Below are 16561 nucleotides of genomic sequence, written 5' to 3' on the forward strand. Positions count from 1 at the left end.
TGTTGTACGTATTCGGATTGTAGTGTACAAATCCGTACAACGACTTAAGCGTATCGGGACCGGTGTGGTCGGTCGTCGTCGGTCGGTACCGAAACCGATTTTCCCGTGAGTGCCGGACGGATAGATGCGCGAGGGTGGCTGAGCTAGGCCAAAGGCGGCGGGCTTAAGACCCGCTCCCGAAGGGGTCCAGGGGTTCGAATCCCCTCCCTCGCATCTGCGACGAACGGACGTGAGGAGCGATGCGTTCAGTTGGGATTCGAAGCCTATCAGTCGCAGCGGCCGAACGAAGTGAGGCCGACCGTCTGATTTCGGTTCGAATTCCGATCGACGCGGCGCGTCGATCGACGTTCGCAAACGCTTCGCGTTTGCTCACTCCCCTCCCTCGCATAGCGAGACGTGAGCGAAGCGAACGTCTCGATTATTACGAACGGCGAGCGGAGCGAGCCGTGAGTCAGTGCGCGGCGCAAAGTCGCGCCGCGTGGAGGTAAACCGAAATCGCGTATCGGTTACGCGTCGCCGCCCGTATACCCGGAAATCTCGGCCCAGTAGATCGTCCCGTCGTAGCGGACGAGATACTCGCCGTCGACGTAGTCGGGGTCGTCCGGGTCGACGGCGTAGACTGGCTCGGCGGCGTCGAACCGCTCGAGGAGCCGGGTCCACGCGTCGGATTCGTCCTCCACGTAGTGCGTGTCGCCGATCGCCTGCTCGACGATTTTGCGTTCCGGTTCGGTGAGGTTCGTCAGGGCAAACAGCGAGTCGGCTTCGAGCCTGGTCGCGAGTTCCGCGCTGCTGTCGGCCACCGGTGAGGCGTCGTACCGATAGGTGTACAGCGTCTTCGGCGACGGGCCGTCCACGGTGACGCGGATCGTCCGGTCCTCGAACTCGACCAGTTCGTAGCGGGGCCCGGAAACCAGGACGGACGCCGCCTGCTCGGACTCGTTGTAGACAGCCTGCGTCGCGATGGTCTCGTCGGCGGCGATCAACTCTGAACCGGGGTCCGGAAGTGCGCGCCTGTCGACGGCCGGGAGGTCACCGTAGGCGATGGAGTCACCGGTCGTGTTGGTCGGGTCCTTCTCGAGGGTGAGCACGAACTGGGGGACCGCCCTCGAATCGACCGCCGACCACGTGACGTTGTAGTACGTCCCGTCGACCGCGATCGGACGGTCGGGCGTGATGGGTGGATGGTCAGCCTCCGCGGTGGGTCCGGAGCCAGCGACGGCCCCGCGGACGAGACGCGAGGGCTCGTCGTCGAGGTCGCTCACGTCGATCGAAGCGTGATCGGCGATCGCCGTCGCGTTCGGTGCCGGGTGCATCGAGAGCGATCCGGCCGCCGAACACCCCGACAGGCCGATCAACAGCAGCACCAGCACGGTGAGGAGGGCTGAGCGGCGGTGCATACGTTGTAGTCACATGATATGGGCATGTGTTTTGTGGTGGGGATGTCGAAATCCGGCGCGAACTTCGGCGGGGAAACAGGACGGCAACGACTCACGCGACGTTCTTTTTTGTACTCCGGCCCAACGAGCGATCGATGACTGATACGCTACCGCCGGCCGTCGCCGATGCGTTCGACGACCACGGCGCGTTCGAAGCAAGCGAGCAGGGATATCGCGTGACGACGACCGTCTTCGATGCGAGGGTGACGGCGACCGACGTCGAGGGGGTGGGTCACGAATATACGGTGACCGTCCGGACGCCGATGCTCGACGCGGCTGTCGAGGACGAGGTCGTGGGGCCGGCGGTCGAAGAGGGCTGGTTCGAGACCTTTGAACGCCGACTCGAGGACGCGGCCGGGGCCACACGGGCGCGGGTCGACCTCGACGAGCATCGGCTTCGTGTAGACGACAGCCAGGCAGTCGCTTCGTTCGTCTTCTCGTACGGCGACCCGAATCAGGCCGCGGCGATCGCCAAGACGCTCGTCGAGTACGTTGAGGGGACCTACGTCGAAGGGATCGTTCCCGGGTACGACTACCAGCCGCCGGTCGCCGATCTCCTCCAGGCCTCGAAGACGGCCGGCGATAACGAGCGAAGCGGTACCCCGCTGTAGCGGCGGCGACCCACCGGGGCCCTGTGTGGCCGACCGGTTCAATCCATCGCGAGGTACGTCTGGGTGTCCTCGATACCGTCGATCTCCTGGATCTGTGTGGCGGCAATGTCCTTGACATCGGCCGGTGCGGCGACATCGACCTTCGCGATGAGGTCGACGTCGCCGGCGACGACGTGCGCGCTCGCCACCCCGTCGATGGCGTCGATGGTGTTCTTGAGTCGATCCGCCTCGCCGGTGTGTGCTTTGACCATAATGTACGCTGTAACCATGTCAGGCACCTCCGAGTGCTTGCTGTGGGGGCTGCTCGCCCACGATCAACTGTCGGACGTCGCCGAGAACCGTGAAATCCGCGAGGACGACCAGTCGATCGCCAGCCTCCAGGGACGCGTCGACGTTCGGCACGTCGACCGGATCGTCCTGCTTGCCGAAGGCCAGTAGCCGCGCGTTGGCCGGCAGTTCGAGTTCACTCAGGCTGTAGCCGTTGACCGGCGCGTCGGCGGTGACGGTAAACTGGATCAACTGGAGATGCTGGGCGATATCGGCGATCGCGACGCTGTTGCCTCCGAGCAGGGCATTCTTGGTCGCGATCGCGCCGAGGCGTTCGGGGTAGACAACCTCGTCGACGGCATCGGCGTACTGTCGGTAGATGTCCTCGCGGTAGTCTTCGTCGATGCGTAACACTGTCCGACACCCGTGTTCGCTGGCGATCAGACAGGTTGCGAAGTTGGCATTGAGATCACCAGTGAGCGCGCCGACAACGTCCGTCGAGTCGAGATCCGCTTGTTCGAGGACCGGTTCGAGCGACCCGTCCCCGTTGATCACCTCGAAGCCCGCGTCCCGTCCCCGGTCGGCCGTCCTGGGATCCGCCTCGACGAGGACGACGTCGTGGCCGCTCTCCCGGAGCGCTCGGGCTGTCCGGAGCCCGACCCGACCGGCACCCACGATAACGAATCGCATATGGTGACTATTCACGTGCGAACGAATAAAGCTATCCTCGCCGGCGAAACCGACGCCGGTTCTGGCTGGCACTGGGAGGGAAAGGTTCATGTCATGGTAATCCGTATCATGGTTACCGATGGTTAGAGCGTTCATCCTGGTGAAGACGGCCGCAGGAACGGCCGAGCAACTCCTCGGGGATGCTCGGGCGGCAATCGGTGTCGAGGAGGCCCACGTCGTGGCTGGACAGTACGATCTCGTCGTCGAGGCCGAACGGGACTCCGTCTACGAGATCATGGAGTCGGTGGCCAGCGGTATCCGTGACCTCGACGGCGTCACCGACACCCGGTCGTACATCTGCCTGGAGTAGTGCTACCACCCCGGTCGGGACGGCAAAACGGCGTCGTGACGATGGCTTGCCGGCTGAGAAGTTTCGCCGTCCGGATATCATCTCCAACTGGTTTTTGCGTCCGTATTGTCGAACCGACGCCCGCCGATCGAGCAGGGCTGCCGGAAACGATACCTCGAAGGGGCTGGCCCGTGTGGATGCTGGTATGACTGGCGTGGCCGACGCCATCGGGCTCGCGGTGATCGTCCTTCTCAACACCGCGACCGTGGCGCTTACCACTCGGTTTTTCCGCGTCCGATTGCACACTCGCTGGGGCGCAGCGATCTACGCGGTCCTGTTCGGTATGCTCGCGCTGTTCGTCACGACGCTCGTCCTGGCCGGCTTTCTCGGACTTGGTCCCGATCTTGACAGTCGCATGGCTGTCCTCGGTGTGACCATCGTCGGCCCGCTCACGCTCGGCGTGACGATCGACTACTTCTGGATGCCCGATCCGGCGAACGTCGAGTTGCCCGAACCCACGGATCGGTCCTGATCGAACCGTTTGTCGGGGAATGCTCCTCCGGGACGCTCGCTCCGTACTGTCTCTGGGTAGGCTTCCGATTACCCTCCACCAGCTTCACTTTCACTCCGGTGTTAACGAGGCTTTATATGCCAGGGCGGGTAAACCGACTGGTATGGCAGCAACAGAAGATCTCGAAGATCTGCCGGGCGTGGGTCCGGCGACTGCGGAGAAGCTCACCGAGAACGGATTCGACTCCTATCAGGGCATCGCCGTCGCGAGCCCCGGCGAGTTGAGCAACACCGCCGACATCGGCGAGTCCAGCGCGGCGGACATCATCCAGGCCGCCCGGGAAGCTGCCGACATCGGTGGGTTCGAGAGCGGGGCCGAAGTGCTCGAACGCCGCGAACAGATCGGCAAGCTCACCTGGGGCGTCGAGGAGGTCGACGAGTTGCTCGGCGGCGGCGTCGAGACCCAGTCGATCACCGAGGTCTACGGTGAGTTCGGGGCGGGCAAGTCCCAGGTCACCCACCAGCTGGCGGTCAACGTCCAGCTCCCGGCCGAGCACGGCGGGCTCGAGGGTAGTTCGATCTTCATCGACAGCGAGGACACGTTCCGTCCCGAGCGTATCGAGCAGATGGTCGAAGGGCTTGACGACGACGTGATCGAGGATACGATGGTGCTCCACGGCGTCGCCGAGGAGGGCGAGGCCGACGCGACCGACGACGATCTCTTCGATGACCTCGTCGAGTCGATGCTGGACAAGATACACGTCGCGAAAGCGTTCAACTCCAACCACCAGATCCTGCTGGCCGAGAAGGCCCAGGAGCTCGCCAGTGAGGGCCAAGACGAGGAGTTCCCCGTTCGGTTGCTCTGTGTGGACTCGCTGACCGCGCACTTCCGGGCGGAGTACGTCGGTCGTGGCGAACTCGCCGACCGCCAGCAGAAGCTCAACAAGCACCTCCACGACCTGATGCGGGTCGGCGACCTCAACAACACCGCCGTCGTCGTCACCAACCAGGTCGCGGCCAACCCCGATTCCTTTTTCGGTGACCCGACCCAGCCCATCGGCGGGAACATTCTGGGCCACACCTCGACGTTCCGGCTGTATCTCCGGAAATCGAAGGGCGACAAGCGGATCGTCCGCCTGGTCGACGCGCCGAACCTGCCCGACGGCGAGGGTGTCATGCGCGTCGAAGGTGGCGGCCTGATGGCGGAGTAAGCCCTCGGGCGATCGAGGGCGTGTCCCCGCCGAATCGGCAGTGCGAGATACTTAACTGAACGCGGCCGCTATATGGCGCATATGCAACACGTGAAGATTCCGCAGGACCGGATCGGTGTGGTGATCGGCGAGGGTGGTGAGACGATGCGGGAGATCGAACAGGAAGCTGAAGTTCGACTCGACATCGATAGCGAGACCGGCGCGGTCGCCGTCGAGTCCGTCGGCGACCCCGTGACGGGACTGAAAGGCCCGGACATCGTCAAGGCGATCGGTCGCGGTTTCTCGCCCGATGACGCCCTCCGGTTGCTCGATGACGATATGATGATGTTCGACATGATCGACATCGATGCAGTTGCGCGTAACCCGAACGATCTCAAGCGTCTCAAAGGCCGGCTCATCGGTGAGGACGGCCGGACCCGCGAGCTGATGGAGGACCTTACCGGGGCCGCGGTCGCAATCTACGGGTCGACGCTGTCGATCATCGGCGGCCCAGAGCAGGTCGACGCCGTCCGGGAGGCAGCCGAGATGATCCTCGACGGTGCGCCCCACGGGTCGGTCTACTCGTTCCTCGAACGCCGCCACAACGAGATGAAACACCAGGGCCTGGAGTACCACCAGTTCACCGGCTGATCTTGACGGAACCAAGAAGCTGCTCCCGGATCAAGCAGTTTCTACCTGCTAGACGGCCGCTTGGACCGCCTAGTCGACTTGTCTCAATTTTGGGAAGGGGGGTCGTGACCGCCGTAACATATTTCGTCTCACTGAACAGTGTGGCTAGTGACGGATTCCATGGGGGAGACAGTTGACGATCACGACCGGGACGATGAGGTGGGGGATCGCGCCGAGCGCGTCGTCGATCGGTTCCGACAATTGCGGGAGGACGACCGAAAGCGCCGGACGCACGCCGAGGCGGGCGTCGTGCTGGACCAGTTCGACGCGGTCGAACAACGACTGCTCGCGTTCGGCCGGGCACTCGGGGGCGATCCCGACGACGTCGCGGACCTCCCGTTCACCGAGGAGGCGGGCCGGGACGGAATGCCCGAACCGCTGTACGTCCGCCACGACCGCACGCTGCTCAATCAGGTGACCAGTTGGTTGCTCCAGCGCCAGCACATCGGCCTCGTCAGCGAGTACGGCACCGGTAAGACAGCCTTCCGGGAGATCCTCAAGCGGGACCTGGGGGACCGTGATGACTTTCTGGTCGCCCACGTCGACAATCCACAACAGACGACCGCCCGAGGACTCTACGAGAGGGTGCTCCGGGTGGCTGCCGAGGCGGGCATCGAGATCGATCCCGACAACTACTGGCAGATCCGCGACGGGATTCCGTGGGCGACGGCCGAAACGAAACAGGCCGTCAAAGAGGTCGCCGAGCAGGCCCGGGCCGAGGACGTGACGATACTGCTGATCATCGACGAGATCGAGGATCTGCCCGAGGATCTGCTTTCGGCGATCCAGATCGCGGGCGACGCTGGTGTCCGATTGTTCCTCAGCGGGACGCCCACCGGCCGGGATCGGCTCGGGGACGTCAAAGCCACGCTCGATTCACGACTCCGATATTACGAAGGGATCGACCCCTTCGAAGTCGAGGACATCGCCGAGTACATCGCTCGATCGCTCTCGTACTTCCGGGGAGAGGACTACGACGGGGAGTCGCCCGATCTCTTCGAACCCGCGGCGATCGTGGACATTCATGATCGGACCGGAGGAAACCCACGCGAGGTTCGCTTGGAGTGTCGGGAACTGTTCACGCGTGCGGCGTTCGTCTGGTACCGCTCCGGACAGGACGTCGAACGGATTCACATCACTCCCGAACTCCGCCACCGACGTTTCGGAATGAACCAGTAATACTTAAAAGGCTGGTACCAGGTCACATGGATTGGCACCTTCCGGGAGTACACTGTCCCATTCTGATTTGTAACGAAGTACTTATATAGAAGGGCAATCAATCCTCGTCTGACTATGGCTCAACAAATGGGTAACCAGCCCCTCATCGTACTTTCCGAGGACAGTCAGCGAACCTCCGGAAAGGACGCCCAGTCGATGAACATCACCGCCGGGACCGCCGTCGCCGAGGCCGTTCGGACGACGCTCGGCCCGAAGGGGATGGACAAGATGCTCGTCGACTCGACGGGCAACGTCGTCGTCACGAACGACGGCGTCACCATCCTCGACGAGATGGACATCGAGCACCCCGCGGCGAACATGATCGTCGAGGTCGCCGAGACACAGGAGGACGAGGTCGGCGACGGCACGACCACGGCCGTCATCATCGCCGGTGAACTCCTGAGCAAGGCCGAGGACCTCCTCGAACAGGACATCCACGCCACGATCCTCGCACAGGGGTATCGCCAGGCGGCCGAGCAGGCAAAACAGATTCTCGAGGAGAACGCCATCGAGGTCACCCCCGAGGACGACGAGATCCTCGAACAGATCGCGGCGACCGCGATGACCGGCAAGGGGGCGGAAAGCTCCAAGGACACGCTGGCGGAACTGGTCGTCAACGCGCTCCAGTCAGTCGCTAACGGCGACGAAATCGACACGGACAACGTCAAAGTCGAGACCGTCGTCGGCGGCTCGACCGACGAGTCCGAACTCGTCGAGGGCGTCATCATCGACAAGGAGCGCGTCCACGACAACATGCCCTACGCCGTCGAGGACGCCGACGTCGCGCTACTTGACACCGCGATCGAGGTTCAGGAGACAGAGATCGACGCCGAGGTCAACGTTTCGGACCCCGACCAGCTTCAGGAGTTCCTCGACCAGGAAGAGGCCCAGCTTCAGGAGATGGTCGATCAGCTCGCCGACGTCGGTGCCGACGTCGTCTTCTGCCAGAAGGGCATCGACGACATGGCCCAGCATTACCTCGCCCAGGAGGGCATTCTCGCCGTTCGTCGGGCCAAGAAGTCCGACGTCAAGGCGCTCTCGCGAGCCACGGGCGGCCGCGTCGTCTCGAATATCGACGACATCACCGAGGACGATCTCGGCTTCGCCGGCAGCGTCGCACAGCGCGCCGTCGGCGGCGACCAGCGTATCTTCGTCGAGGACGTCGAGGACGCCAAGGCCGTCACGCTCATCCTGCGCGGCGGCACCGAGCACGTCGTCGACGAGGTCGAACGCGCCATCGAGGACTCGCTGGGCGTCGTTCGCGTTACCCTCGAGGACGGCAAGGTCCTGCCCGGTGGCGGGGCTCCCGAGGCCGAACTCGCGCTTGGACTGCGTGACCACGCCGACTCCGTCGGCGGCCGCGAGCAGCTCGCTGTCGAGGCGTTCGCCGACGCGATCGACGTCGTCCCGCGAACCCTCGCCGAGAACGCGGGTCACGACCCGATCGACTCCCTCGTGGACCTCCGCAGTCAGCACGACGCCGGCGACATCGGCGTCGGGCTCGACGCCTACTCCGGTGACATCGTCGACATGAGCGAGGACGGCGTCTACGAGCCGCTGCGCGTCAAGACTCAGGCCGTCGAGAGTGCGACGGAGGCCGCCGTGATGATCCTCCGGATCGACGACGTGATCGCCGCCGGCGACCTCAAGGGCGGCGGCAGCGACGACGGCGACGACGGCGGCCCGCCCGCTGGCGGCCCTGGCGGTATGGGCGGCGGCATGGGCGGCATGGGCGGTATGGGTGGCATGGGCGGCGCGATGTAGGAGCGGTCGCGACCTCCGGGAGCGACCGCTTGGTCGACGAGCGGGAGCGAACGGAGTGAGTGACACGCGAGAAGCGAGGGGCGTACGAAGTACGGCCCTCGGAATGCCGAGCGGGGAGCGCGAGGCCGAACGGAGTGAGGCCTCGATTGCTCGAACGTGGAGCGAAGCGACACGTGAGAGGAGGAACGACCCGCGAGGCGAAACCGACGGTAGGAAGATTTCACAGAGGCCATTACCCGGCCACCGCCTGACGCCATCGCTCGCCGTCCGCTTGCCTCGCGGACGTGAACTATCCGTTTTGACGAGACACTTCGGTTTTTAACGGGTACCAGTGAGAGGCTCCTGTATTTCTACGGATTGAACGATTCACGCGATACACAGCTAACAGACTGCGACAGCAATAGAATAATTTTCACCGTGATACTTCACGAGAGATGTACTCACCCACGCATCATAGGTGGTGTCGATATTGGTGAAATCATTCCGCAACGCATCTCTAAACTCTGTTTGGCGGCGCTCGGAGAGATCCTCGTATTCCACTTCAACACCGTTTGCTCCTGATCTGTCTTCTGAAACATGGAGCTGCGGAGGGCAACTGTTGTCATTCAAAAACGGGACGCCGATAAGTCCGGCAAATAGGACGAATACGACAACTAGCAGTCCCCCACCAAGGGCTGCTTTGCTAGATATATCCATCAAATTGTCTTTCACCTATTCCGATAAAGAGTTTTCTCAATGTTATGAACGGATAATTCGAAAACTAATTGAGTGGAGCATTCGCTCACACCGTAGGCGAAATCATTCCTATAGGACATTTTTCTGAAACACGGTCTGTCCGATCTCTCACCGGCGTCCTACTCGTTCAGGCGAGTTTCGATCGGAAAATCGAGGGACTCGTCCATTTCCCGAGAGGGCAGCAGTTGATCCCGAACACTTATTCGATCCTGAACGTAACACATTCGTATGTCTGATGCAGATACGGATAGTGGCGGTGGTGGACCCGAAAAGACGAATATCAACGTCCGTCTCACGGAGACGTTACTCGAAGACATCGACGCGACGTGGGGCGAGGAGGGGTACAATAGCCGAAGCGAGTTCATTCGGGAAACCCTTCGTGATGCCGTCCGGCACCCCGGTCTCACCCGCAAGAGCTGGAAGGAGATCGCGGCGGTCGAGCACGCACGCCGCACGGGCGACAGCGAGACGTTCTCCCGCGACGAGTTGCTGAACGACGATGAGTGAAGAGTGGACGTGGCAGCTTCGAGCACCAGCCAAGCGGACGTACGACGATCTCGACGAACACGCACGATCGCGAATTACGGACAAGCTGGACGACATCGTCACCGATCGGTGGCGCGACCCAGACGACTACCTCGAACCGCTGACCGGGGCACCACATTCGAAGCTCCGGATCGGCCAGTTTCGGCTCGGTGCCGAGTGTGACCACGACGAGCAGGTTCTCGACATCTACACGATCGAACGACGTGGCGGGGCGTATAAGCCAGGCGACGATTAGAGCGTTTCAGGCCGCTGACAACGTGACGTTCATTCACAACGATCAGTCCAACCCCACTCAAACAAGCTGATCGAGCTGGCGGTGCAGCTGGGCTGCCGTCTCGAAGCGAGTGAGCTTCCGGGGAGCCATCGCCTTGGCGACGATCTCGTCGACGGGCTCTGGAACGTCCGGGCGGACGTCGCTGGGGACCGGCGTCTCGTCGTCGAGGATGGCGGCCCGGACGTCGTCGTAGTCGCCGCGGTACGGATCCTCGCCGGTGAGGAGCCGGAACAGCACAGCCCCGAAGTGATAGACGTCGGTCGCGTGATCCACCGACCCGTAGCGATCGTCGAAGTACTCCGGGGCGGCGTAGCGGGGGTCGACGTACTCGGCGGGCTGGAAATGCCGCCGGAAGACCGTCATCACGCCGAGGTTGGCGAGGCTGGGTGAGGGATTCTCCTCGAAGCCGATCGAGGGGTAGACCACGTCGTGGGGGTCGATCCCGCCGTGGACCAGCCCGCGTTCGTTGACGGCCGCGAGGCCGGCGGCGAGGTCCCGGGCGTCCCGCAGGGCAACGTCGAGATCCGCGGGTCTGCGATCGGCAAGCGTGTGCTCGGCCCGTGGCGTCGCGACCCACGGCCGGGGGTGGTCGCCGTAGTCCGCGACGGCGACGATCCCCGTCGCCTCGTCGGCGCAGTACCACTGGTGGAGGCGTTCGTGGACGGCCGACCCGAACTCCCGAGCGCCTTCGCCGGGTTCGTCGAAAAACAGGAGATCGACGCCGTACTCGGCCTGGTCCATGCGAGCCCGCGAGGGCAGGATGTGGCCGTACCGCCCGCGTTCGGGCGGGTCGATCACGCTGATCTCGTCGAAGGCACTCACTAGCTGGACGGCGGCGAAGGCCTCGGAGTTCTCGGCGGCCTGGATGCGGCGGCGGCGCTCCTCGACGTGCTCCGGCGTCCCCGGTTCATCGGGGACGCTCCCGTCGGTGTCCGGCGTCGGTTCGGGCTCAGGTTCCGATTCGACCTCGTCATCGACGATCCGGTCCGGCGGCTCGGGCTCGACCGGTTCGTCGGGCAGCGATCGCTCGTAGACTGAGACGCCCGGTTGAGACGTTTCGACGACGTGTTGGCTCCCGGAGGCCGTCGTCGCGCCGCCGTCGGCCCGGAGTTCCGCGTCGAAATCCCAGCTGCCGGCCTTCCGGACGGCCCGGACGACGGTCCCGTCGAACGCCCGGAGGGCGTTGCCGACCTGCTCGGGGTGGCGTTCGTGGAGCGTCGCGAGCGTTCGAACCAGGGCCTCCCGGTGAGCTTCTCCGGCGGATCGAACGAGACGGGCGGCGAGTTCGGCACCGAGCTGTGGGCGCTCGTCGGCCAGCCGGCAGGCCGTCCAGGCGGCACTGACGCGCGCCCGGCGAGCCTCGGCGGCCAGCCCGTCGAGCACCGACGGGAGGACTAACGAGAGTACGTCCTCGGCGTCGGGCTCGGCCGCGCGACGAGTGGCGTCGTCCCCGTCGCCCGTTTCGGTTCCCATTGGGGGACGGTATCCACCTCAACCACAAGAACCTCAGTCAGACAGTCGTCACACACCCTTCGGCTTCCGCCGTGTGACCGGGGTGTTTTTGGGCCGCTATGCCGAAGCGACCTGTATGCGAACGATCACGCTCGGCCCGTCGGGCACCTATTCCCACCGGGCCGCGTCGGCGCTTTCCGACGCCGTCGAGTTCACCGAGTCCGTCACGGCGATCGTCGAGGCGGTCGCCGACGGCGAGTACGACCGCGGGGTCATCCCGATCGAGAACAGCATCGAGGGCAGCGTCACCGAATCGCTGGACGCGCTGGCGGATTCCGACGTGGCGGTCGTCGCGGAGATCATCACGCCGATCCGCCACGGCCTGCTCGCCCAGAGCGACGAGTTCGACCTCGTCGCGAGCCACGCTCAGGCGCTGGCTCAGTGTCGGAGCTACCTCGAAGATCACTATCCCGACGCCGAGTTAGAGGCCGTCGCGAGCACGGCCCGCGGCGTCGAACGTGCCCGGGAAGACTCCACGATCGCCGCCATCGCTCACCCCGACAACGCGGGGGCAGACCTCTCGGTCCTCGCCGAGGACATCCAGGACCGGTCCTCGAACGCGACGCGTTTCTTCGCGATCGCCGGGCCCGAGGAGCGATCGGTCGAGGGCGGGAACACGTCGCTGATCGTCTACCCGAACGTCGACTATCCCGGCCTCCTGCTCGAACTCCTCGAACCCTTCGCCGAGCGGGACGTCAACCTCTCGCGACTGGAATCCCGGCCCAGCGGCGAGCGACTCGGTGATTACGTCTTCCACATCGACGTCGAGGCCGGCCTCTACGAACAGCGGCTTCAGGACGCTCTGGACGTCGTCGAGGATCTGGCGAGGGAGGGCTGGGTCAAGCGACTCGGCTCCTACGATACGCGTCACGTGGTCGAATAGCGATCTCGTCACGTGGTCGAGTAGTCGTCCCGACTCAGCTATCGTCGGTGACGAACTCATAGGCGTCGTAGACCAGCGCGACCGTGAGGAGTCCGGTCACGACCTGGGGAACCCGGCGTCGCGTCCGCATGGCGTCGATCGCAGCGAGGACAAGTGCGAGCAGGAACGTCCAGTGATCGAGCTGTCGGAGATGGTCGATGGCGCGGTCGGTCATCCTGGCCTCCGTCTCGGGTCTCCAGCCAGTTCAGTCGTCGGCTTCCGATTCCGTCTGGGCACGGCGTTCGGCAGCCCGCTCGATGAACTCCTGGGGCAGTTCGTCGATCTCGCCGGCCTGGACGGCCCAGAGCTTGGCGTAGAGGCCGTCTTCGGCGAGTAAGTCCTCGTGGGTCCCGCGCTCGACGATCCGCCCGTCCTCGATCACGACGATCTTCTCGGCGTCCTTGATCGTCGAGAGTCGGTGAGCGATGGCGAAGGTCGTCCGGTCTTCGGTCAGTTTATCCAGCGAGCGCTGGATCAACATCTCCGTCTCCGTGTCGACGTCGGAGGTCGCCTCGTCCAGGACGAGGATCTCGGGATCCTTGAGGATCGCTCGCGCGAGGGCGATCCGCTGGCGCTGGCCACCCGACAGTTTCACGCCGCGCTCGCCGACTTTCGTGTCGTAGCCGTCGGGAAGGTTCTGGATGAAGCGGTGGGCTTCGGCCATCTTGGCCGCCTCGACGACTTCGTCCTTCTCGGCGTCGAACGTGCCGTACTCGATGTTCTCCCGGACGGTCCCGTAGAACAGGAACGTCTCCTGGCTGACGTATCCCAGGGCCTGTCGGAGACTCGGGATCGTCGCCTCGCGGAGGTCCGTCCCGTCGATTTCGATTGCCCCCTCGTCGACGTCGTACATCCGGAGGAGGAGCTTCATCACGGTGGACTTGCCTGCGCCGGTCGGCCCGACTAAGGCGACGGTGTCGCCGCCCTCGACCTCGAAGGCGATGTCCTCGACGATGGTCTCCGTCTCGTCGTACCCGAAAGTGACGTCGTCGAATGTGACGTCGCCGTCGGTGACTTCCAGGGGTTCGGCGTCGGGGTCCTCGACGATCCGGCTGGGCGTGTCCATCAGCCCGAAGATGCGCTCGCTGGAGGCGTGAGCGCGCTGGTACATGTTGATGATCTGTCCAAATTGCGCCATCGGCCAGATGAACCGCTGGGACAGCAGGATGAAGCCGACGAACTCCCCCACCGAGAGCTTGCCCGTGAAGAACCACGGCCCGGTTCCGGTGGTCTGGGAGGTGAACACCCACAGGCCGCCGACGAGGAAGGTGACGACGAACCCGACGCCCGACAGCAGCCGGAGGCCGGGGAAGAACTTGATCCGGGTGCCGATGGCGTCCCAGTTGGCGTCGAAGTAGTCCTCGGAGACATCATCCACCCGATCGGATTCGAAGGTCTCGGTGTTGGCGGCCTTGATGACCTGGATGCCCCCGAGGTTGTTCTCCAGGCGTGAGTTGAGCTGGCCCACGGACGACCGGACGTCGGCGTACTTGGGTTGGATAGTCTCGACGAACTTGTAGGTGAAAAAGCCGATCAGGGGGACGACGCCGAGCGTCACCAGCGCGAGCTGCCAGTTCCAGTAGAAGAGGATCACGGAGATCCCGAGCACCATGATCGATAGCCGGAAGAACGCGTTCATCCCTTCGTTGAGGAAGCGTTCCAATCGGTTGACGTCGTTCGAGAGGATCGACATGAGTTCGCCTGTCTGCTTGTCGGCGAAGAAGTCCATGTTCAGCCGCTGCATCTTGTCGTAGGTGTCCGTCCGGACGTTGTGCTGGATGTTCTGGGCGAAGGTGTTCCACCCCCAGTTGCGCGTCCAGTGGAAGCCGGCCCCGATCAGGAACGCGGCGGCGATGATACCGACGGTGAGCCAGAGCTGTGCGCTCTGGGTTTCGGGAATCAGCGACTGGGGGACCAACCAGAGGCTGTACTGCTGGTCGTCGAAGATGGCGTCGATGGCGAGCGTAAGCAGGAGGGGCGGAAGCAGGTCGAGGATTCGGGCGGCGACGCTGCTGACGAACCCGATCGTGAACGGGAACGAATACTCCCGCCCGTATTCGGCAAACAGTCGGCGCATCGGGCGATCCGCGCGGTCGCGGACGTCCTCGAATACTTCGTCGTCGTCGAGGTCGATGCTCATTCGACTGTCCCAGGAGTCGCCGGGAGAAAAGACCATCGGAAAGATGGTGATAAATCACATCTTAGATTTGGCCCGTGTTGTCGAGACTCACGTCTCTGGCACCGGGTTCAGCACTGCACACACGCAAAACCACTCGACGGTATCGGCTTCTCGAACGGAAACTCAGAACGGGTTGCCGCCCCCATGCCACCCATGCTGCCCATGTCCCCATGTCGCCGCCCTCCATCTACTCATCATGCGTTCCATATCTGCATCGCCCATGCCCTGGAACTGATTGAGGGTGCGGTCCATCATCTTGTGCTGTTTGAGCAGTTCGCGGATGTAGTCCTTGGTTTCTCCAATCTCACGCGTAAACGGGAATCTCCTGCTTCAAGGATCCAGTATTCCTAAGTGACAAGGACAGAAAATTTCACCGTAGGTAAATATATGAATATGGATTCGCTGCGTGCCGATGGATGGGCAGATGTTGTCGTGCTCCTCTTGACGACAATAGTACTAGTATGTGTCTGGTACTTAGAAGGCCTGTATTTGAACTGGATCGTATTCGGTGGAGGCATTGGTGCAGGTGTAGTATGGTATTTCATCATTGAATTCGCAGAAGAAAACCGTGTGTCTGGATTTCTGCTCACGATGTCGTTTATTTTCGTGGTGGTTCTAGCGATGCAACAAGATTCATTATTCGCTGGGGTCGTTGCTCTGTCGACAACGACTACTGCGATCAAAGCGTACGACGTGTATCTATAACAGGCCCGTTGAACGTTCGATCTTCGGCACCTCACAGGAGTTACTGTTCACAATGGCTGCTTTCCGCCTGTTCTCGATCAGTCTCCGAGCGGCCCGTCAGGCCCACCCCCCATTTCGCCGCCCTCCATCTGCTTCATCATGCGTTCCTGTCGGCGTCGCCCATTCCCTGGGACTGGCTGCGCGTCCGCTCCATCATCTTCTCTTGCTCCAGTATCGGAATCGCGAGTCTTGCAGGATGTGTTTGCTACGCAGCTGGTGCCGCCGGGTCGGTTCCGACAGGAGGCCTCAGTGGGCTCGCAGCATCAGGGCTCTGCTCGGGGCTCACTGCAGCGATTGATCAACTCATCAATGTGGACATGATCCCGAACAAGGCAGAACTATCGGTAGCTTACTGGGATCAAGACGAAACGAACTATTTTGGCTTGAATACCAGTCCCACTATCGCAATGGGTCTCGCCGGGGATTGGAGCGCTGATTACGACGATATGGGGAAGATAGGAGAGCTAGACTACAATGGTCATCTAGGGTACTAGCACCAAATTATGTTCAGATTGTCACTATATGTCGGAGGTCAGAGACTACAACTATAATTGTATAGGTATCTGAGAAGAGAAATGTATAAGCAAACCACACTCATTTAAATAATAAATATGGATCTGAAATCACTTCGTGCCGATGGATGGGGAGACATTGTATTCTTGCTCGTAGGGACACTTTCAGGAGTAGCTATCTGGTATACACGTGGATTCTACGTGAACTGGATCGTAGTCGTTTCTGGCATCGGTGCAGGTGTCGTACTGTATCTTATCACCACATTCGAAGAGGATCACCCTGTTGTTGCATTTCCGATCACGATGGTGTTCGTTCTCTTACTGCTCATAGCACTCTATGAAGAAACGTTAATTGCGGGGGTCGTTGCTGCCTGCACAACGACAACAACGATCAAAGTATACGAGGTATATCTCTCGTAGGCACTCTGTTTCA

General features: G+C 62.5%; 18 protein-coding genes, 1 tRNA gene and 1 pseudogene. 12 read left to right on the forward strand and 8 right to left on the reverse strand.

The window, feature by feature from the left end; all coding sequences use genetic code 11:
* The first annotated feature begins 128 nt into the window (after nucleotides 1-128).
* Nucleotides 129-213 (forward strand) — tRNA-Leu (locus tag SVXhr_RS01740).
* A 293-nt stretch (nucleotides 214-506) separates the two neighbouring features.
* Here the strand turns inward: SVXhr_RS01740 and SVXhr_RS01745 are convergent.
* Nucleotides 507-1397: a hypothetical protein gene (locus SVXhr_RS01745; protein ID WP_275738948.1), complete on the reverse strand. Its 891-nt coding sequence runs from the start codon at nucleotides 1395-1397 to the stop codon at nucleotides 507-509.
* Between the two features lie 134 nt (nucleotides 1398-1531).
* Here SVXhr_RS01745 and SVXhr_RS01750 point away from each other — a divergent pair, with 134 nt between their 5' ends.
* Nucleotides 1532-2047 carry a DUF5813 family protein gene (locus SVXhr_RS01750; RefSeq protein WP_275738949.1) on the forward strand — a complete coding sequence of 172 codons (516 nt, stop codon included), beginning with the start codon at nucleotides 1532-1534 and terminating at the stop codon, nucleotides 2045-2047.
* Between the two features lie 38 nt (nucleotides 2048-2085).
* Here the strand turns inward: SVXhr_RS01750 and SVXhr_RS01755 are convergent, their stop codons facing one another.
* Both SVXhr_RS01755 and SVXhr_RS01760 read right to left on the reverse strand, forming a co-directional pair.
* Nucleotides 2086-2316: an Lrp/AsnC ligand binding domain-containing protein gene (locus SVXhr_RS01755; RefSeq protein ID WP_275738950.1), complete on the reverse strand. Its 231-nt coding sequence runs from the start codon at nucleotides 2314-2316 to the stop codon at nucleotides 2086-2088.
* A gap of 1 nt (nucleotide 2317) precedes the next feature.
* Nucleotides 2318-3004: a TrkA family potassium uptake protein gene (locus tag SVXhr_RS01760; protein WP_275738951.1), complete on the reverse strand. Its 687-nt coding sequence runs from the start codon at nucleotides 3002-3004 to the stop codon at nucleotides 2318-2320.
* A gap of 118 nt (nucleotides 3005-3122) precedes the next feature.
* On the opposite strand from SVXhr_RS01760, the gene SVXhr_RS01765 reads away from it, so the two are divergent.
* The 6 genes from SVXhr_RS01765 to thsA all read left to right on the forward strand — a co-directional run bounded on the left by SVXhr_RS01765 (nucleotide 3123) and on the right by thsA (nucleotide 8704).
* Nucleotides 3123-3353, forward strand: coding sequence for an Lrp/AsnC ligand binding domain-containing protein (locus tag SVXhr_RS01765; RefSeq protein WP_275738952.1), 231 nt, complete (start codon nucleotides 3123-3125; stop codon nucleotides 3351-3353).
* Between the two features lie 184 nt (nucleotides 3354-3537).
* On the forward strand, nucleotides 3538-3864 hold the full coding sequence (locus SVXhr_RS01770; RefSeq protein WP_275738953.1) for a hypothetical protein: 327 nt from the start codon (nucleotides 3538-3540) through the stop codon (nucleotides 3862-3864).
* 142 nt (nucleotides 3865-4006) lie between these two features.
* Complete coding sequence (gene radA, locus SVXhr_RS01775) at nucleotides 4007-5053, forward strand: DNA repair and recombination protein RadA (RefSeq protein ID WP_275738954.1); 1047 nt, start codon at nucleotides 4007-4009, stop codon at nucleotides 5051-5053.
* 81 nt (nucleotides 5054-5134) lie between these two features.
* Nucleotides 5135-5683, forward strand: a complete 549-nt coding sequence (locus tag SVXhr_RS01780; protein WP_275738955.1) for a KH domain-containing protein — start codon at nucleotides 5135-5137, stop codon at nucleotides 5681-5683.
* A 159-nt stretch (nucleotides 5684-5842) separates the two neighbouring features.
* Nucleotides 5843-6901: an ATP-binding protein gene (locus SVXhr_RS01785; protein WP_275738956.1), complete on the forward strand. Its 1059-nt coding sequence runs from the start codon at nucleotides 5843-5845 to the stop codon at nucleotides 6899-6901.
* 126 nt (nucleotides 6902-7027) lie between these two features.
* On the forward strand, nucleotides 7028-8704 hold the full coding sequence (gene thsA / locus SVXhr_RS01790; RefSeq protein ID WP_275738957.1) for a thermosome subunit alpha: 1677 nt from the start codon (nucleotides 7028-7030) through the stop codon (nucleotides 8702-8704).
* 381 nt (nucleotides 8705-9085) lie between these two features.
* On the opposite strand, the gene SVXhr_RS01795 is transcribed toward thsA, so the two are convergent.
* Nucleotides 9086-9400: a hypothetical protein gene (locus SVXhr_RS01795; RefSeq protein WP_275738958.1), complete on the reverse strand. Its 315-nt coding sequence runs from the start codon at nucleotides 9398-9400 to the stop codon at nucleotides 9086-9088.
* Between the two features lie 267 nt (nucleotides 9401-9667).
* Between SVXhr_RS01795 and SVXhr_RS01800 the strand changes: the two genes are divergently transcribed.
* Nucleotides 9668-9946 carry a ribbon-helix-helix domain-containing protein gene (locus SVXhr_RS01800; protein ID WP_015789017.1) on the forward strand — a complete coding sequence of 93 codons (279 nt, stop codon included), beginning with the start codon at nucleotides 9668-9670 and terminating at the stop codon, nucleotides 9944-9946.
* On the forward strand, nucleotides 9939-10220 hold the full coding sequence (locus SVXhr_RS01805) for a type II toxin-antitoxin system RelE/ParE family toxin (protein ID WP_275738959.1): 282 nt from the start codon (nucleotides 9939-9941) through the stop codon (nucleotides 10218-10220). The genes SVXhr_RS01800 and SVXhr_RS01805 overlap by 8 nt, the downstream gene beginning before the upstream one ends.
* 57 nt (nucleotides 10221-10277) lie before the next feature.
* On the opposite strand, the gene SVXhr_RS01810 is transcribed toward SVXhr_RS01805, so the two are convergent.
* Nucleotides 10278-11732, reverse strand: coding sequence for a protein kinase (locus SVXhr_RS01810; RefSeq protein WP_275738960.1), 1455 nt, complete (start codon nucleotides 11730-11732; stop codon nucleotides 10278-10280).
* A gap of 115 nt (nucleotides 11733-11847) precedes the next feature.
* On the opposite strand from SVXhr_RS01810, the gene pheA reads away from it, so the two are divergent.
* The gene (pheA, locus tag SVXhr_RS01815; RefSeq protein ID WP_275738961.1) at nucleotides 11848-12654 is read left to right on the forward strand and encodes a prephenate dehydratase; all 807 of its coding nucleotides are present in this window, start codon (nucleotides 11848-11850) and stop codon (nucleotides 12652-12654) included.
* Nucleotides 12655-12688: 34 nt separating this feature from the next.
* On the opposite strand, the gene SVXhr_RS01820 is transcribed toward pheA, so the two are convergent.
* The 3 genes and pseudogenes from SVXhr_RS01820 to SVXhr_RS01830 form a co-directional block, all read right to left on the reverse strand.
* Nucleotides 12689-12868: a hypothetical protein gene (locus SVXhr_RS01820; RefSeq protein WP_275738962.1), complete on the reverse strand. Its 180-nt coding sequence runs from the start codon at nucleotides 12866-12868 to the stop codon at nucleotides 12689-12691.
* Between the two features lie 30 nt (nucleotides 12869-12898).
* Nucleotides 12899-14833, reverse strand: a complete 1935-nt coding sequence (locus SVXhr_RS01825; RefSeq protein WP_275738963.1) for an ABC transporter ATP-binding protein — start codon at nucleotides 14831-14833, stop codon at nucleotides 12899-12901.
* 162 nt (nucleotides 14834-14995) lie between these two features.
* Nucleotides 14996-15172: pseudogene (locus SVXhr_RS01830) on the reverse strand (signal recognition particle protein Srp19); the annotation flags it as partial.
* A 1055-nt stretch (nucleotides 15173-16227) separates the two neighbouring features.
* Here SVXhr_RS01830 and SVXhr_RS01835 point away from each other — a divergent pair.
* The gene (locus tag SVXhr_RS01835) at nucleotides 16228-16548 is read left to right on the forward strand and encodes a hypothetical protein (RefSeq protein ID WP_275738964.1); all 321 of its coding nucleotides are present in this window, start codon (nucleotides 16228-16230) and stop codon (nucleotides 16546-16548) included.
* The last annotated feature ends 13 nt before the right edge of the window (nucleotides 16549-16561 follow it).

The organism is Halorhabdus sp. SVX81 (genome assembly GCF_029207715.1).
In the GTDB taxonomy this organism is placed as follows: Archaea; Halobacteriota; Halobacteria; order Halobacteriales; family Haloarculaceae; genus Halorhabdus.

Bases quoted from the DNA above. Each gene is read 5' to 3' on its own strand.
- SVXhr_RS01745 (WP_275738948.1), bottom strand. From the start codon at position 1,397: ATGCACCGCCGCTCAGCCCTCCTCACCGTGCTGGTGCTGCTGTTGATC.
- SVXhr_RS01750 (WP_275738949.1), top strand. From the start codon at position 1,532: ATGACTGATACGCTACCGCCGGCCGTCGCCGATGCGTTCGACGACCAC.
- SVXhr_RS01755 (WP_275738950.1), bottom strand. From the start codon at position 2,316: ATGGTTACAGCGTACATTATGGTCAAAGCACACACCGGCGAGGCGGAT.
- SVXhr_RS01760 (WP_275738951.1), bottom strand. From the start codon at position 3,004: ATGCGATTCGTTATCGTGGGTGCCGGTCGGGTCGGGCTCCGGACAGCC.
- SVXhr_RS01765 (WP_275738952.1), top strand. From the start codon at position 3,123: ATGGTTAGAGCGTTCATCCTGGTGAAGACGGCCGCAGGAACGGCCGAG.
- SVXhr_RS01770 (WP_275738953.1), top strand. From the start codon at position 3,538: ATGACTGGCGTGGCCGACGCCATCGGGCTCGCGGTGATCGTCCTTCTC.
- radA (WP_275738954.1), top strand. From the start codon at position 4,007: ATGGCAGCAACAGAAGATCTCGAAGATCTGCCGGGCGTGGGTCCGGCG.
- SVXhr_RS01780 (WP_275738955.1), top strand. From the start codon at position 5,135: ATGCAACACGTGAAGATTCCGCAGGACCGGATCGGTGTGGTGATCGGC.
- SVXhr_RS01785 (WP_275738956.1), top strand. From the start codon at position 5,843: ATGGGGGAGACAGTTGACGATCACGACCGGGACGATGAGGTGGGGGAT.
- thsA (WP_275738957.1), top strand. From the start codon at position 7,028: ATGGGTAACCAGCCCCTCATCGTACTTTCCGAGGACAGTCAGCGAACC.
- SVXhr_RS01795 (WP_275738958.1), bottom strand. From the start codon at position 9,400: ATGGATATATCTAGCAAAGCAGCCCTTGGTGGGGGACTGCTAGTTGTC.
- SVXhr_RS01800 (WP_015789017.1), top strand. From the start codon at position 9,668: ATGTCTGATGCAGATACGGATAGTGGCGGTGGTGGACCCGAAAAGACG.
- SVXhr_RS01805 (WP_275738959.1), top strand. From the start codon at position 9,939: ATGAGTGAAGAGTGGACGTGGCAGCTTCGAGCACCAGCCAAGCGGACG.
- SVXhr_RS01810 (WP_275738960.1), bottom strand. From the start codon at position 11,732: ATGGGAACCGAAACGGGCGACGGGGACGACGCCACTCGTCGCGCGGCC.
- pheA (WP_275738961.1), top strand. From the start codon at position 11,848: ATGCGAACGATCACGCTCGGCCCGTCGGGCACCTATTCCCACCGGGCC.
- SVXhr_RS01820 (WP_275738962.1), bottom strand. From the start codon at position 12,868: ATGACCGACCGCGCCATCGACCATCTCCGACAGCTCGATCACTGGACG.
- SVXhr_RS01825 (WP_275738963.1), bottom strand. From the start codon at position 14,833: ATGAGCATCGACCTCGACGACGACGAAGTATTCGAGGACGTCCGCGAC.
- SVXhr_RS01835 (WP_275738964.1), top strand. From the start codon at position 16,228: ATGGATCTGAAATCACTTCGTGCCGATGGATGGGGAGACATTGTATTC.